Annotated in this window: 13 protein-coding genes; 4 read left to right on the forward strand and 9 right to left on the reverse strand. The window is 60.9% G+C overall.

The genetic code is table 11. From position 1 onward, the window contains the following. Positions 1–61: 61 nt before the first annotated feature. Positions 62–2,050: a hypothetical protein gene (locus ACFFJ6_RS24670; RefSeq protein WP_378392940.1), complete on the reverse strand. Its 1,989-nt coding sequence runs from the start codon at positions 2,048–2,050 to the stop codon at positions 62–64. Between the two features lie 179 nt (positions 2,051–2,229). Next, complete coding sequence (locus ACFFJ6_RS24675; RefSeq protein WP_378392942.1) at positions 2,230–3,699, reverse strand: UbiA family prenyltransferase; 1,470 nt, start codon at positions 3,697–3,699, stop codon at positions 2,230–2,232. Positions 3,700–4,242: 543 nt separating this feature from the next. On the opposite strand from ACFFJ6_RS24675, the gene ACFFJ6_RS24680 reads away from it, so the two are divergent. Next, positions 4,243–5,202 carry a lysylphosphatidylglycerol synthase transmembrane domain-containing protein gene (locus tag ACFFJ6_RS24680; protein WP_378392944.1) on the forward strand — a complete coding sequence of 320 codons (960 nt, stop codon included), beginning with the start codon at positions 4,243–4,245 and terminating at the stop codon, positions 5,200–5,202. A gap of 120 nt (positions 5,203–5,322) precedes the next feature. Here the strand turns inward: ACFFJ6_RS24680 and ACFFJ6_RS24685 are convergent, their stop codons facing one another. From ACFFJ6_RS24685 to ACFFJ6_RS24705, 5 genes are all read right to left on the reverse strand, one after another. After that, positions 5,323–5,592: a hypothetical protein gene (locus ACFFJ6_RS24685; protein ID WP_378392946.1), complete on the reverse strand. Its 270-nt coding sequence runs from the start codon at positions 5,590–5,592 to the stop codon at positions 5,323–5,325. Further along, complete coding sequence (locus ACFFJ6_RS24690; RefSeq protein WP_378392948.1) at positions 5,589–6,038, reverse strand: hypothetical protein; 450 nt, start codon at positions 6,036–6,038, stop codon at positions 5,589–5,591. The genes ACFFJ6_RS24685 and ACFFJ6_RS24690 overlap by 4 nt, the downstream gene beginning before the upstream one ends. Positions 6,039–6,183: 145 nt before the next feature. Continuing rightward, a complete protein-coding gene (locus ACFFJ6_RS24695; RefSeq protein ID WP_378392950.1) occupies positions 6,184–6,807 on the reverse strand; it encodes a transglutaminase-like cysteine peptidase in 624 nt (207 codons plus the stop codon). A 331-nt stretch (positions 6,808–7,138) separates the two neighbouring features. Then, positions 7,139–7,750: a PilZ domain-containing protein gene (locus ACFFJ6_RS24700; RefSeq protein WP_378392953.1), complete on the reverse strand. Its 612-nt coding sequence runs from the start codon at positions 7,748–7,750 to the stop codon at positions 7,139–7,141. Positions 7,751–7,818: 68 nt separating this feature from the next. Continuing rightward, on the reverse strand, positions 7,819–10,089 hold the full coding sequence (locus tag ACFFJ6_RS24705; RefSeq protein ID WP_378392955.1) for a PAS domain S-box protein: 2,271 nt from the start codon (positions 10,087–10,089) through the stop codon (positions 7,819–7,821). An 856-nt stretch (positions 10,090–10,945) separates the two neighbouring features. Between ACFFJ6_RS24705 and ACFFJ6_RS24710 the strand changes: the two genes are divergently transcribed. Next, a complete protein-coding gene (locus ACFFJ6_RS24710; RefSeq protein WP_378392957.1) occupies positions 10,946–11,149 on the forward strand; it encodes a hypothetical protein in 204 nt (67 codons plus the stop codon). 158 nt (positions 11,150–11,307) lie between these two features. Beyond that, positions 11,308–12,075, forward strand: coding sequence for a Crp/Fnr family transcriptional regulator (locus ACFFJ6_RS24715; protein WP_378392959.1), 768 nt, complete (start codon positions 11,308–11,310; stop codon positions 12,073–12,075). Here ACFFJ6_RS24715 and ACFFJ6_RS24720 read toward each other — a convergent pair. Next, entirely contained in the window at positions 12,057–12,617 is a 561-nt protein-coding gene (locus tag ACFFJ6_RS24720; RefSeq protein WP_378392961.1) for a PAS domain-containing protein, read from the reverse strand. The genes ACFFJ6_RS24715 and ACFFJ6_RS24720 overlap by 19 nt on opposite strands. A gap of 374 nt (positions 12,618–12,991) precedes the next feature. Continuing rightward, positions 12,992–14,098: an acyltransferase family protein gene (locus ACFFJ6_RS24725; protein ID WP_378392963.1), complete on the reverse strand. Its 1,107-nt coding sequence runs from the start codon at positions 14,096–14,098 to the stop codon at positions 12,992–12,994. A 502-nt stretch (positions 14,099–14,600) separates the two neighbouring features. Between ACFFJ6_RS24725 and ACFFJ6_RS24730 the strand changes: the two genes are divergently transcribed. Further along, entirely contained in the window at positions 14,601–15,377 is a 777-nt protein-coding gene (locus tag ACFFJ6_RS24730) for a rhomboid family intramembrane serine protease (RefSeq protein ID WP_378392965.1), read from the forward strand. The last annotated feature ends 67 nt before the right edge of the window (positions 15,378–15,444 follow it).

A 15,444-nucleotide genomic window follows, 5' to 3' on the forward strand; every position in this document is an offset into this window, starting at 1 on the left:
CCGCGTCCTGCCTGGCAAGATCGCTTCAAAGCGCTGGACGTCACTAAATAGACCCCACGCTCTAACGAGCCAATCCAAGACGGTCCGTCGTCATGTCCCCTAACGCCGCCGACGTCCCGTGTGCGGAATAAAGAGATACCCGTCGCACGAAGATGCCCAACTCCCGGGGATCATTCGATACTCCGAGCGAAGCCGGGATCGCTGGTGATCTAATGGTGATCTCGATCTCAATTGGAGCGCTTGGATCACGATCGGGCTCAGGAATTCCGATCCGTTCATTAAAGCTGGCGGACGCGCTGGTCAGGCTTGCGCGCCTTGCAATGTGCCCGTTCACTTTGATCTCGATCGATACGTGATCATGCACCCCTCCGAAAAAGCCGAGCCCCTCAATTTCGAGATCTTTCGGCTGTATTTCCGGTGAAGCATCAATGGTCAATGTAGCGCGAGTCCCGATTGTCCATGTGCCGGTCGGCTCAGAGTCCGACCACCCCCGCACAAGCGACAAGCCTCGCGTCTGACCCTGTGCCAGAGAGAAATCCAATCGATCCGTTGAAACGCAAGAGAAAAGGCCGTTGATGTATATGAAGGGGCCTCGGATTTTGGCCGTGTTTATCGCTGACCTAGGAGCCAGCGACGCCTGGGGGCCGCAGACATCTTCGTCCACGTAGCCCAATCGCGTGCTAAGTGTCAGGATCTTGGTAATCGCACCGTCGGAATTTACGAATTTATATGGCGTGGCGGGGCGTGACGCCTCCGAACCAAACAACCTTTCGTAAAAGACCTCCAACTCGGGATTATAGCGCTGCGGGTAGTGTGCAAGGAAGAACTCAGCCAAAGGAGTGAATCTCACGCTGCTCAACTGATGGCGGACCAGTGGACCGCCGTAATGATATGCAGCGAAGGCCTGCAATGTGACAGCGGCTGTCGCTACGAAAGTACCAATCTGCCTTGCTTGCATGATCCTATAGGTCGACCAGAACACTAGGATCATCCCCGACCACGCTGCATAGCGCGACATCATCGCCGAGGCCGAATTCCAGTTAACCTGCGCGAGAGTGGGCGTGATCACAAGAAAGAAGCCGATAACCAGCAAATCGATCCTGCTTGGGCGCTTGATAATAGCGAGGATTGTAGCCGTTGGAATCAGGATCAGCAGGCTTGGAAGACCCCAGATCAATCCAAGGTTGAAATCGATTAGAAATGAAATCAGTCGCTCCACATCCATCAGCGGGGTGTAGATCGCGCGCCTTACAATGACACTCGGCTCGCCAATAGTTGCGAGGTTCCAAATGCTCGGCAGCAATGCAATCGTCGAAATCGCCGCCAAGCCTGTAAGCTTGTAGAAGAGTTCGATGATGTCCGCTTTAGAGCTTTTGAAACCGGGCGTCTTCAACACCAAATCCAGAGCGTAGGGGATCACCAGTAGCGCTGATGTTGGATTCTGAAGGCTGCTGATCATTGCAAAAAGGGTTGCGCCTCGGTTGCGTCCGGAGGCAAAATAAAAGCAACTCATTAGAATGAAGGCGGCCGAAAATAGTTCAGGGCTTGACCATTGGAGGTAAGCCTGCCCTGTCGAAAGCGCAAAGATACACCAGACGGAAATTCTGAGCGTCCTCGACGTGAGCGATTGCCTTGCGATGAAAATGGTCAGGGCAATACAGATGATCGAGTTCGTGAGCTGAAAGCAGCGTAGCGGGTTCGAACCCAGCGCTTCGAGAAGCTTTAACGCAGGAGCGCAGAGCGCTGGATAGAACCAGAAGTGCCAATGATATCCGCGTCCCGACTCGGACCAGGTGACCATTCCAAGGAAATTAGTTGATCCGAGACTTTCAAGGTAGGCTCTGGTCTCAGGAGAGAGATCTGGCCGGCCCCGATGAGCGATGTCCATTGCCATGGCGAAATAGTTCCAGCCGTCGCCAGTGATCGCTGGGGGGACGACAATTGCGAACGTCAGCAGGACACCGCTTAGCACCAAGAGCAGAACTGGAGCTTCAGCTTGCCTCATATATCGCGGCATAGCTGGGAATCGAGTAGTCGTGAGCACCTGCACGGCGACGGTTCCTCTCTCGAGTTTGGCAATTCGCGGGGGTGGAAGACGCTAGTAGTGATGGGGAGGTCGCGGGTAAGAGGCGGATTATCAAACATAGAAGCGCGAGAGCGGTGGCCCTTGAGCGGCGACGTTGGAAATCCGGTTCGCATATTCCCCGTAGACCAAGTAGCTCAGTGCCCTCAAAGTGTCGCACTCGCGAATATCGCAGCAACCACGAGTCCCAGGATCAGGCTAGCTGGATCACGGATCGCGAAAATGATCGGGTCGTCGTGCATTTCTCCGCGATGGCTGAGTAACCAGACACGCATGAGCCAAAGCAGAATGGCGAGGACGATCCAGAAAAGCAGTTCAGGGTGGTGATAAGCGCCCATGGGCTGCATATCGAGCGCAACATACATTGAGAGTATGAGGGTCGCGGCGAGGCCGGTGCCTACACCGAAAGCGAGCGTCAATGGTTCGTCCGAGATGCGATAGCCGCGCCCTTTTATCAGCCTACTTTCTCTCCTTGCAGTCGATCGATCGCTGCAAGACGCCCATTTTTCCGCTGCTTTGACGATCTCGGCATTCCGCTTAACCAGCGAAAGCGAAAGAAAGAAGAAGAATGCAAACATCAAAAGCCATTGCGACGGGGAGACCGCGACGGCGGCGGCGCCAGCTAGAAGTCGAAGTGTGTAAAGCCAGCCCAAAACGAACACATCAAGGAAGGCGATCGTCTTCAGCTTTAGAGCGTAGGCAAGCGTCGAAACCAAGTATAATACAAACGTCAATGTCAGCAGTGGGGAGATGAACGTCGTCAAGCATATGGCGCTGGTAATCAAGACGAGAGACGCAATAAGCGCATGAAGGGCGCTGATGGTTCCCGACGCGATCGGGCGAAAACGCTTGGTCGCATGTGCTCGGTCTGCGCTTATGTCGGCGAGGTCATTTATGATGTAGGTTCCCGACGCGAGCATGCCCATCAGCACAAACGCGAGCATTGCTAGTGCGAAGGATGCCTGGTCGAAGCTGTGGCTCAGCATAAGTGGAAGAAAGATCAAGAAGTTCTTCGTCCATTGATGAAGCCGCAGGCATCTCAGCCAATCGATTGCCCGGACGGGCTTCTGAAAAAATTCCCTCTCAATTGAGGAATTTTGCTCGGCCAGCTTCTTGCGCACGTCGTCGCTTATGCCGACGGGTATTGCCGCGCGAGATCCTGTCCAGACCTGGAGATCGGCGGCGCTGTCTCCCGCGTACGCAAAGCCATCTGGAAATTGGTGCTGAAGGAGAGCGAGCTTCGCAGCTCCTTTCAAATTGATCGAACCGTTCGAGCCGAACGCTCGGTTAAATAAGCCGTACGAGGCGCGCACGGCGTCGGCGACGCGCTGGTCGGCCGCAGTGACGAGGCAGATTTCACGGCCGTTCGTTAGTTGTTCTTGCAGAAAGACTGCGAAGTCTTCTCGGACAGGAAGATCGGCAAAATCGATCGAGTGTGCATCGAATAATGCTCGTTTGAATGCCGCTATGCCTTTTCTGAGCGTGAGCAGGGCAATCAAAGCTTTTACCGGCGACCGTACGAAGCAGCTGGCAAACATTTCGTGGAGGAGATCGGACCGGATGAAAGTCCGATCGAGATCGACGGCCAATGGGTAATTTTGAATGCGATCTTGCATTATATGAATGTGCTCAAAGCTTTGCGCGCTTGTGGCCTCGCAGTACGGCCTCAAGCAAATGTCGAGGTGTGCTCGTCACTCAGTCGTTTCCAGTTGCGTGTAGTTCTCACCGAAAATCAAACTGTGTATTAGCAGCCGATCAGCGAATCGTCGTGCTGGAGTGGAAAGCATGAGGCCGCGCCGTCCAGAATTCAGGTGTGAAAGTCTAAAGTATGTAGCAAGAATGTGCTTTGCGCCGACGCATTGTCTCGATCGGGTTAGCAGTGCTAGAAGACAATGTTGGCCTCTAAGATGGGTATCTTTGCACCGTTCCCGAGTGAGTAAATCGATAGAGCGTTACCGGGGTGTGCGTCGGTTGATGATCAATTCTGTGGAGAAGGTATTTTCTTTCGCTGTGGAGGGGCAGATAGAAGCGATGACATGGTCGGTCTCCGGTCGACGCCGCCGTGTCACCGGGCACCAGATTGAGTAGCGCAATCTAGGTCTGATGCGTCTATACCTGATCTCAATTCGCTTCCTTAGATTGTCGATGTTGCCGGTCCCATGCGCCGCATTTTGATACTGGCCGCCAAGATCCTGATAACGGGGGTGCTGCTATACTTCGCGTTACGTGAGACCAATTTTGCTGCTTTGAGCGGGAGGATCAACCTCGCTAGTGCTGGTTGGCTTTCCGTTTCGGTGGCGATCGCCGTGCTCCAGGTCGGCGTCAGCGCGGTGCGCTGGCATTTGATCAGCGGTGATTGCGGTGCCTCGCTCTCGGTTTGGCGGGCGATGCGTTACAATATAATCGGATCCTTCTTCAACCAGACGCTACCGTCGTCGATGGGCGGCGACGCAGTGCGAATGTGGTTGCTGGCCGGCGACGGTGCCGGCTGGCGCTCGGCGACCTACTCGGTGTTCCTGGATCGCGCGATCGGCTTGATGGCGCTTGCGGCCTTCATCCTCGTTTCGTTGCCGTGGTCTCTCGATCTGATCGATAATGCCGAAGGACGTCTTGGGTTAGCGTTGCTCGATTTCGTGGCAGTGGTTGCGAGCGTCGGTTTCCTTCTCGTGCATAGGCGTCTGTTCGAATTCCTCACCCGAATCTGGGTGGTGCGACACCTCCGTGCGTGCTCTTTGATCGTGGGGCGCGTGTTGTTCAATCGTCGGCGTGGCCCGGTGATCGCAGCTATCTCGGTGCTGATTCACGTACTAGCCGTTGTGATTGCCTGGTGTGCTGCACGGGCGATCAACGCTCCGGCGGACTTCGTTGAACTTCTATGGTTGATCCCGCCGGTGACGCTCATCGCCGTCATTCCAATCTCTATTGCAGGTTGGGGCCTGCGCGAGGCCAGTATGGGGCTCGCGTTCTCGTTCGCTGGCTTGGGGGCCAGCGAAGGGGTGAACGTTTCGCTGCTGTTCGGGGCAGTATACTTCACGGTCGGGGCCGTCGGCGGCCTGGTATGGGCGTTGCAGGCCGATCGGGCGGCGAAAGTCCATGCTCCGGCCGGGGTGCCGGATTAGCGGTGAAAGCGGCGGGCGCTAGATGCAATCTGTCGCGTGCGCACAGCGCTTGGGATTCGCCCCGATCGGATATCGAGCCGACGGATCAAGCCGATCTTCAGTCGCGCTGTTCATGGCAACTCACATCGCCGGACGCTTGCAGCGATCGCGGTGGATGGTGTCGTCCAAGAAATGCAGGTGGCGGGAGCGTCGGCAGGTGACGCACATTAGGCCGTTGTGATCGGCTGCCTGTAGAAGGACATGCAGGGCCGTCTGCACCTTCTCGTGCTGCTGCTCGGCGGCCGGCAGCCGCTGAATGTAGTCGGCGGCGTCGCGCAGTGTCTTAAGGCTGCCACCCTCCGGCAGCTCGATAGGCGGATCAAACGCAGCATCCCAGCCCGAGCGCTTCATCGGTCGGCAGCCGCCGTCTTCCACTCGATGAAGGCACGGAGGCGCTCCGGTTCCGACGCAAAGACGTCCCATGCCTGGCGAAACTTGGCTGTCGCGCTTTCGCGATCGACGGCTTCGCCATGCGTTCGGAACTGTCGAACCGGAACGACGGTGTCGATCCCCCAGGCCCAGAATGTCCGGCCGTCAACGCCGACCTGCACGCCGATCGATCCGATTTCGATCCCGTCCAAAATCACGCGGTAATTTTCGGCCGCCATTGGGTGTTGAACCCGGCGAAGTAGCAGGGCGGTTTGCTCGGTCATTCGGGTGCTGTAGCCTGCGTCGGCCCCGTGAACAAGCCGGGAACCTTTTCCACGGATTTTCCACGCCTCGACCCGCGCGGTTCTGTGATCGTTCGGCACGATGGAGGCATCCAAGAGCTGCAGAAGCCCGGCAAAATCAGCCATTACGGACTTATCAAAAGGTTGCGGCCAGCCTTGGGGGAGGCTGGCCGCGCACGATCCGATCTGGGACGGGGAGGGGTGGGGATTTGACCGGATCGTGTTTTCGAAAAAAGCTCCTGTCTCTGGTCTGTCGGTCTCGCTCGTCGCCTCAGCGCTGCTGCGCGCTGGCGGTGGCGACGGCCGGACGATTGTCGCCGAGCGCGACCCATTCATTGGCGTCGGTCTGCGACTGCCGCTTGACGAAACGGTAGCCGGTCTCGGTCCAGGCGACGACGTCCTCGTTCTGATTGTCGAGGATGAATTCGCCCTTGTCGGTCTTCACCGTCAGCACCGCGTGACCTTCGTTCTTCTTGTCGCGCACCACGGTGATCAGCAGCGCCTCGCGCGGCCATCCGGCGTCGACCAGCATCTTGCGTTTCAGCAGCACGTAGTCTTCGCAATCGCCGTAACCGTCGGTCGGCAGCGACCACTTCTCGACCACGCCCCAATGGTCCATGTCGGTCAGCGGCTTGACGTTGTCGTTGACCCAGCGATTGACCTTCAGCAGGTCCTGCCACGCGGTCTGCGTCAGCACGATGTCGCGCGCCTGCGTGCGGCCGCCGCGGCATTCGATCGGATTATCGGCGCAGAACTCGACCCAGCCGATCGGCGCGCGGGTGGTATCACCGATGCTGGCGTAGCGAACCTTCTCGGCCGCCTGCACCGTCGCGCTCATCGCGACCAAGGTGGTGGCGATGAGTAGTCCCGTCCGCAATCCCCTGCTACCAAACATTGTGGCCCCCGTTTTCTTGTTGGGACCATGTTTTGCACAAACGATTTGCAGGGCCGCTAAATCAAATCAGTAAAGTCGACGCGAATACTAGTAAAACTAAGCGCGTCTTCGATTTATACTTGAATCGAATTTGCGTAAAATTTGATGCAATTCGATTTGATTCAAATGCGATCGATCAGGCGACAAGTGATTGCAGCGCCACTGCTAATTGCTTCGCCATCCGGCGCGGTTAACCATTGCGGTCGTCCGCAGGCGCGGCCCGACGGACGCGCAAAGCGTTCTGGGACGGTGGTTCAAGGATAGGGAGGGCGGCCGGACAGGCCGCCGGCGTTCACCGCGCGGTAACGCTATCTTCGAGCGTTTCTTCGAGCTGCTCGTGAACGAACTCGAGCGCGAAGCCGTCGTCGAGGTGGCGCACCACGCGCGACTGGACCAGGCCGAGGAAAACTTGAGAGCCTATCGGCGGCCGCTGCTCGGCGGCAATCGCCGCGCCGGAGCGCGACATATCGATGATCCGGCAGCTCATCCGCGTGCCGTCCTCGAGGACCAGCACCGCGATCGGGTTGCGCGGCACGATACGGTCGTGGCGGCGGTCTTCCGGCAGGTTGAGGATGTCGCGGTTGGCGAGCCAGGTGAGCTGCGCGGCCAGCTTGTCGCGTTTGCGCGGCGTGGCGCCGACCGTCATCGCGAAGCCGTTGTCGATGATACGGGTGATCTTTCCCTCGACGCGGCCGATATGATCCAGGTAGGCGACGACCCGGTCGCCGACATTGCCGATGCCGGGCGCCAGCATGGCCACGCCGCCGGGCGACATGTTGATCACCTGGCAGGGGAATTCACGGCGATCGGGCAGCATGTATCGGCCCAGGAGGTGCACCTTCACCCGCTGGAATCGTCGGCGTTCGGCCGTTGCCGGCTGGATGGTCTGTTTGTGCAACAACACGGAAATTCCGCTGCTCGGCCGGGCGTTCGATACCCTGCAACCCTAGGGTGCTCAGGGTTAACGCCTCGTTAGCAGTCGGTCCCGCTCGGCGGCGCCTCCATCACGTCTCGGAGACGTTGCGCGAGTTCCGCCTTGCGGTAGGGCTTGGTGAGGATCGGCAGGTCGGCCCGGCCATGGCTGCGGCCCGCGATGGTGTCGAGCGCATAGCCCGACGTCAGCAGCACGCGCAGATCCTTGCGTCGCGCCATCGCGGTTTCGGCAAGCTCCCAGCCACTGATCCCGCCGGGCATCACGACGTCGGTGAACAGGATGTCGATATGGGTCTCGCCGTCGAGGATTTGCAGCGCCTCGGCGCCGTCGATCGCGGCGATCACCGTGTAGCCGAGGCTGCGCAGGCACATCACGGCGTAGGACCGCACGAACGGATCGTCCTCGACGATCAGCAGCACTTCGCCGCGCGACGCCAGATGCTCCACCGCATCCGACGTCTGCGCGGGTTGGATCCGGCCATTCCCGGCGGCGGGCAGATAGAGCCGCACGGTGGTGCCGAGCCCGGGCTCGCTGTAGATCGAGACGTGGCCGTTCGACTGCTTGACGAAGCCGTACACCATACTGAGGCCGAGCCCCGACCCCTTGCCGACCTCCTTGGTAGTGTAGAACGGCTCGAACACGCGATCGAGCACGTCCTTCGGCATGCCCGAGCCGTTGTCGGTCACCGCGACCAGCACGTAGTTGCCGGGGCGCACGTCCTTGTTGACGAGCTGATAGGATGCGTCGAGCAAGACGTTGGCGGTGGTAATGCTGAGCCGCCCGCCGCCCACCATGGCGTCCTGGGCATTGAGTGCGAGATTGAGGATGGCGGATTCGAGCTGGGTGCGGTCCGCATAGGCGGCACGCAGGCCGACGTCGAGTTCGGTGTCGATCGCGATATCCTCGCGCATCGTCCGCCGCAGCAGCTTGTGCATCGACTCCAGCAGCTCGTTGCAATCGATCTCGACGGGCTTCAACGTCTGGCGCCGGCTGAAGGCGAGTAGCCGCTGGGTGAGTTCGGCGCCGCGTTGACCGGCGTCGCCGATGTCGCGGGCGAGGCTGCGCAGATCCTGCCGCGCCTTCAGTTGGTCGGAGAGAAACTCGGCGTTGCCGACGATCACCGTCAGCAGATTGTTGAAGTCGTGCGCGATGCCGCCGGAAAGCCGTCCGACGATTTCCATCTTCTGCGCCTGGACCAGTTGCTCCTCGGTGTGCTTGCGCTCGGTCAGGTCGTGGATCACCGCGACGAACACCGACTCGCCTTCCTGCACGGTCTCGCCGATCGACAGATCCATCGGGAAGGTGCGGCCGTCGCGGCACAGGCCGGTCATCTCGCGCACGCTGCCGAGCCGGTCGTCGTCGCCGCTGGCTCGGCTGGAGCGGAAGAACGATTGCACCAATTCGGCGTTCGCAGCCGGCATCAGCATCGAGATGTGACGGCCGATGACGTCTTCGGCCGCATAGCCGAACAGTCGGTGGCAGGCGAGGTTGAAGGTTTTGATCACGCCCTGGCGGTCGGTGAGGATCACGCCGTCGACGACGGTTTCGATCAGCGTCGCGATCCGCGCATCGGCTTCGCGGATCACCTGTTCGGCGCGGCGTTGTTCGGTGATGTCGCTGGTCACCTTGGCGTAGCCGATCAGCGTGCCACCCGCGTCGCGGAGCGGTTCGATCACGTCATGCGCCCAGAATCGGGTGCCCTCCTTGCGCAGTCGCCAGCCGGTGGTTTCGAACCGGCCGCGGTCGCGCGCCAGGGCGAGATTGCGCTCCGGCTCGAGATCGGCGCAGGCCTCCGGCGGATAGAAGGTGCGGAAGTGCCGGCCGAGAATCTCGGCGGCCGTGTATTGCTTGATCCGCTGCGCACCGCGATTCCAGCTCGCCACGCGGCCCTCGACGTCGAGCATGTAGATCGCGTAGTCGCTGACGCCTTCGACCAGCCGCTGGAAATTTGACGCGGCCCCTTCGCGCTCGGCGCGCAACAGTTCGGTTTCGTCGAGTTCGCGGGCGGTGGCGACGACGAAGGCTGCGTTGCCGACCGCGACGATCGCGGTCGAGAGCGCGATGGTCAGGGCCGTTCCGTCCTCACGGCGCGCCAGCGCGGGGGCGGAGGCTTCGGATGGCCGGAGCGGCCAATCCGGTATCAGCGTTGCGATGTCTTCGCCCAGCGCGTCACGCGCCGGCCAGCCGAACAGCCTTTCGCAGGCGCGGTTGAACAGCACGATGCGGTGCTGTGGATCGACCAGCAGGATGCCCTCCGGCGCGGCCTGAAACGCCGCCCGCAGCAGCGAGGCGTCTGCGTTCTCGATCATCATGGCTGGTCGCCGATGCGCGCCGACGCGTCAATCCTGCGGTGAGCTGCGCGGGCCAAGGAACGGGCCAAGGAACGGGCAAAATAACGAGCTAAGTAATCAACCAAAAAAACAGGGCCGAAGACCGGAAGTCGCAACAGCGGTATCATTAGTCCCCCCGTCATGTGTTCCAACCGAAATTACGCTGGACACAAGAATCGTCATCCCTCGGCAACTGTTCGACAGGGGCGCTAGTTTGTCTGCCCGGTACCCGGAATAATCGGAACCCATCCACCGCAGATGCAGGCCGCGTGATTGCACCTCATATCGGGAGTTAGTTTGTAGTTCGCTCCGGCTTGAAAGATGTCGCAAGAGGACCGTGCCGTCGGCGCGGCGTTCGCAGCATATTTTTCTCTTCGGTCGGGCGCGCGCGTTGGCGTCGAAGGCTTGTCACGATCTCATTGCGTGGTGCGAGCGCGGAGCGTTATGCTCTCCCTCGCGCGATGGCGTTGGCCAACGGCAATTCGCGGGAGCCGCAAGCTGCGGGCGGTGGGAGTAGGGTGTGGCGGGATGTCGCGATCAGCTGCCGCTCATCCCATCCGCATTCGCGGCCGACAGCCCGGTGACGCGCTGCCGGCGACGGTCCTGGTACCTCGGCTATCGCTCCAGGAGCCGTTGCAAATATTTGAGAACGCGAACGTATTTGCTTGCTGCGGCGCGCCCTGGCAACGGTCGAACGGGTGGTTCCATTCCGCGCCGCCGATCGTATCGAGCGCCGACAGCGGTTCCGCGCGGGAGCGCTTTCGCCGAGGCTTGAGCGAGATCAATCCTCCCCAATCGAAGTACGTTATTGCACACTCCGTTTAGGAGAACTCCGATGGCAACCTCGACCAACAGCCTTGCATGTCTGCGCAACGCCTCCGCCGCCTCGACCGATGCGGACGAGGAACTGCGCGTTCTGACCGCTCTGATCGGCTGCATCATGGTGGCAGAGGACGCCGCTGACGGTTCCCAGCGCCAGAGTCCATTGCGTCATCTGTCGCCCCCCGCACACGCCGAGGGACTGGCAAAAGCGCTCTAAACGCCCGTTTGCGGGTAGTTGTACGAAGTGGACTTTTTCGGCCCGTGGCATGATTAGTTGCTGGGGCCGCAGCTTGAACGTGACAGCGCGCGGCAGTCGGAAACGTCTCTGCCGGAGCGCGTGATCTCGCCGCATCCGGCAATTGCCGGGTGGGTTCCATGGTGACAGGTCGCCAATCACCGAACGATCTGCTGGCGGGACTGCCGTCCTCGGACTTCGATCTGCTGCGACCGCATCTGCGTTCGATCGAGATGGATTTCGGCCAGGTCCTGATCGAAGCCGGCGAGCCGGTCAAGCAGGTCATCTTTCCCCACAGCGGCATCGTCTCCACCATGGAAGGGCTGCGCCGCGGCGAAACCATCGAGGCCGGCGTCATCGGCCGCGATAGCGTGGCGGGCAGTGGGGCCGCCTTCTACGAGGCCCCGTCGCCGTCGGCCGCGATCGTGCGGTTTCCGGGCAGCGCATCAGTGATCGACGCCGGCCACTTCCGAACGCTGGTTGAATTGAGTTCCGCGCTGCGCAGCGCCATCGCCCGCGACCTGTGGCTGCGTGCCGTCAAGGCGGAGCAGACCGCGGCCTGTAACGCGGCGCATTCGGCCGAGCAGCGCCTGTGCCGTCGGCTGCTGCAATCCCGTGCGATGAGCGGCAGCGACGCGATGATGCTGAGCCAGGATCTGATGGCGCAAATGCTCGGGGTGAAGCGCAATACCATTTCGCTGATCGCCCACGCTTTGCAGCAGAAGGGTGTGATCCGCTACAGCCGCGGCCGTCTGGCGATCATCGACGTCGAGGCCTTGAGCCGGCGTGCCTGCGAATGCCATCTATCCGACGGCTCGGTCCGGGCGCCGATGCCGTTGCGGGCGTCGGCGGTGCCGATGTCGCGGACGGTGCCGGACTTCAGCGTGGTTCAGCGCAGCCCTTCATAGACCATCAGGCCGCGCGCGACTTCCCATTTGCGCAGGATCCGGGGCCGCAGCCGCTGCGACGGGCGACCGAGCGTTCGCCATGCGGCAAGCCGCAACTCGCCGAGCTCGCCTCCGATCCGCGGACCGACCAGCGCCAGCGACCCCGTCAGGCTGAGCGGGGTGTGGAGGCGCGGCGCGAACGGCAGCAGCAGCAATTCGAGATGGGCCACGGTGCCGCCGCGCTGGCTGCTGGTCAGCCCGGCGACGAGCGGCAGAGATTCTTCGGCCACCACCGCCAGGATGTCCTGGCATTCGCTGCGGCTGTCAACGGCGAACAGGCCGGGCAGGCTTTCGCCCTTGATGTCGCGGCCGAACAGGGCGCACAGCCGGGTTCCGGCGACCCGGAACGGGTAACCCGCCGCGGCAGCGCAGGACAGCACGAAGATGTCACCGAGCAGTTCGCGGACCGCGCTCGGTTCGATATCGCTGCGCTCGGGTGCTGGCGCGGTGCCGCGCTGGCTGTCCCAATACGCGAAGAACGTGCGACTCGACGGATGCTTCATACTTCTTCCTGGTCCGCGCCGGGCGCGCGGCGGAACAGGTCTGTCCCGTATCCGCGCAGCGCCGGCCCCACGATCGTTGTGCAGGAGGGGCATTGCAGCGTCCATGCCGGAAGCCGGAAGAGGCCGTCTTAACCCCTGTTTTGTCGCGTTAAGGTTAAGTTAACTACGTTTGTTAACGTCTCGCCGTCTGTCCCTTGGACCGCAGGTTTCGGGGGCAGGAGATGTGTAAGCGAAGAGGTCGGGCTTGCCGGCTGGCGCACGCTTACGAAGGACATGATCAACTCATCATGCGTGGACAATGCCTGAGCCCCAGCGGTCGCGGTCATCGCGCGCGTTGCTGCGATCAGCGAGAGTTCACGTCATGACGACATTTTCTAAGTCTGAGCTGCGACCACGCTTTGCAGGTCTCGATCCCGTCTCGCTCGACGTTTGAAATGGGTTTCGATCGGATCGTAGATCAGTGCGTTGATCGCGACCGACAGCAGCAGCGAAATTGCCAGAACGTAATAGATCGCGCCATGTGCTGGCTGCACTGCAGATACTGCGAGAATGACAGCGTAGTGGACGAGATATACGGGGTATGAAAGTTCGCCGATCCAGCGGTCGGCGCGGCTGGATCTGCTGAATTCGAACACAAAAGGCAACGACGCGAGGATCGCGAGATAGAACTGCAGAAGACGTCCTTCAATCAGCGGCGTGTCGGGCAAGAGGCCGGGGACGCGTTCGAAATTCAGCACGTAAATTATCACAGTCACGAAGGCGATTAAGCCGGCCTCGCGCGTCCAAGGGCGGCCTGAGAGAAGCCGATAAGCGTGAAACGCTAGAGAGCCCGCACAAAAAAATGCCAGCTCAGTTGGAAAGAAGCGATAGGTCCAGGGGTCGCCAGCCGAGACGTATGAGTAGATCGCAAGCCGCAGAGCAATCGACGCTCCTGCGACCAACAGTAAGCGCCGCCAGCTTTTCACGAGAAATGGGGCGATGGCATAGAACATCATTTCGATGGGCAGCGTCCAAGCTTGGGGAATCTGATGCAGTGACCACAAGGTTCGATAGCCGTGGGCCTGAAAATCCGCGGTGAACGCCAAGCCATCCGCAGATGGGAACAGGAACATCATGGCGTTCGAGCCGAATATGACGAGGTTGGCGCACAGCATCAGCAGTTTGCTGTCCCAGCCGAGAACGTCATTGTGCGCGAAGAGTACTTCCGTAACGAATGTCGGACGTCCAGCCGCGGCGGCTCCAATCATCGAGATTGCTAGAACGCCCCAGTAAGTTGGAAAAAGGCGCAGGAAGCGGTTGAAATAGAAGTCAGCCAGGTTGCGGTAACCCTCGGTCAGGATCAGCGCCATGTAGAATCCGCTGATGATGTAGAAACTCTGTACGGCTGGCCGGCCACCGGCGAGCGTGCCATCAGTGATGGGAAAAGCGCCACCATGTGCGAACAGCACCGAGAGGGCCAGCAGGAGACGAAGGGTTCCCAAAATGCGCTCGCTTTCTGGTTGTATGTTACCTCTAGCACGTCAGTTATTTGAAACAACGCTGTTTATGAGACTTCTGTGAGCTTCTCAGGTCCGTAGCCTTCCAAGACGATACTTGGATGAGGGCCGGGGCGGCCTCAGACGGTCTGTTCATCTGCAGGCCGGGGTGGTCGGAGTACTGCTGTGTGTTAAGGATAAATTAACGCTGCGCTTTCCCGCGATGATGGTGGGCCTTATGGTTGGCCTCGTTCTTCGGCGCGGATGAGCTCCAGGCATCCGGGCAGACGGGCAGGGTGGCTGAAAAACAAAACGGCGCCGCGCGGACGAACCGCAGCTGTGGCACGCAGGATCAAAGGGGAGCGCTTTCTCAGGGCGCTCTCCTTTGTCGTTGGGTGGGCTCGAGCGGCCTCGAACGGATTTTACTCTGCCGGGAAATGCTCTAAGGGATCGCATTGTCCCTTCCGGCCCGCGTCGTGGCCGGGCCGTTCGCAGCAGGTCGACCCCGTTGGATTCCCCGCCCGCCCAGCAGCCGCTGCCGCTTCCATCGGAGCCGCCGCGCGAGCCGATCCTGAACCTGCCGGGCGCGTTGACCGCCTATGTGGCACTGCTCGCCGTCATTCATCTGCGGGTGCTGCTGCCGCCGGACCTCGAATACTGGACCATCGAGGTGTTCGGCTTCATCCCGAAGCGTTACGACGCGACCCTGCTGGCGGCGCCGTTTCCCGGCGGAACCGGCGCCAAGGTCTGGACCTTCGTGACCTATTCGCTGCTGCACGCCAATCTGAGCCACATCATCTTCAACGTGCTGTGGCTGCTGCCGTTCGGCAGCGCCGTGGCGCGGCGGTTCGGCACGGCGCGGTTCTTCCTGTTCATGGCGGTCACCGCGATCGCCGGTGCGTTCGCTCATCTCGTCACCCACGAGCACGAGATCGCGCCGATGATCGGCGCCTCGGCGTCGGTGTCGGGCGCGATGGCGGCGGCGATCCGCTTCGCCTTCGCGCGCGGTGGTTTTCTGTCGCTGCGCCGTGGCGACGCCGATGCGGCCGCCCGGGTGCCGGCGCAGCCGCTGACGCGTGCGCTACGCGATCCGCGGGTGCTGGCGTTTCTCGGCATCTGGTTCGGCATCAACATCATCTTCGGCATCGGCTCGATCGCGGTTGGCAACGAGGGGGCCAGCGTCGCCTGGCAGGCGCATATCGGCGGCTTCTTCGCCGGCCTGCTGCTGTTTTCGCTGTTCGATCCGGTGCCGCGCCGAGTGCCGGCGCCGGCCGAACCGAACTGATCATTCGTCAGCCCGCCTCGCCGCGTGTTGCAGTGCGGCTGCTGCAGCGCCCGCGCGCCAACGCGGA

The organism is Rhodopseudomonas telluris, assembly GCF_042432815.1.
GTDB lineage: Bacteria > Pseudomonadota > Alphaproteobacteria > Rhizobiales > Xanthobacteraceae > Rhodopseudomonas > Rhodopseudomonas telluris.

Excerpts from the sequence above, each read along its gene's own strand:
- ACFFJ6_RS24685 (WP_378392946.1), bottom strand. The coding sequence starts at position 5,592 with ATGAAGCGCTCGGGCTGGGATGCTGCGTTTGATCCGCCTATCGAGCTG.
- ACFFJ6_RS24680 (WP_378392944.1), top strand. The coding sequence starts at position 4,243 with ATGCGCCGCATTTTGATACTGGCCGCCAAGATCCTGATAACGGGGGTG.
- ACFFJ6_RS24705 (WP_378392955.1), bottom strand. The coding sequence starts at position 10,089 with ATGATCGAGAACGCAGACGCCTCGCTGCTGCGGGCGGCGTTTCAGGCC.
- ACFFJ6_RS24695 (WP_378392950.1), bottom strand. The coding sequence starts at position 6,807 with ATGTTTGGTAGCAGGGGATTGCGGACGGGACTACTCATCGCCACCACC.
- ACFFJ6_RS24675 (WP_378392942.1), bottom strand. The coding sequence starts at position 3,699 with ATGCAAGATCGCATTCAAAATTACCCATTGGCCGTCGATCTCGATCGG.
- ACFFJ6_RS24690 (WP_378392948.1), bottom strand. The coding sequence starts at position 6,038 with ATGGCTGATTTTGCCGGGCTTCTGCAGCTCTTGGATGCCTCCATCGTG.
- ACFFJ6_RS24715 (WP_378392959.1), top strand. The coding sequence starts at position 11,308 with ATGGTGACAGGTCGCCAATCACCGAACGATCTGCTGGCGGGACTGCCG.
- ACFFJ6_RS24710 (WP_378392957.1), top strand. The coding sequence starts at position 10,946 with ATGGCAACCTCGACCAACAGCCTTGCATGTCTGCGCAACGCCTCCGCC.
- ACFFJ6_RS24720 (WP_378392961.1), bottom strand. The coding sequence starts at position 12,617 with ATGAAGCATCCGTCGAGTCGCACGTTCTTCGCGTATTGGGACAGCCAG.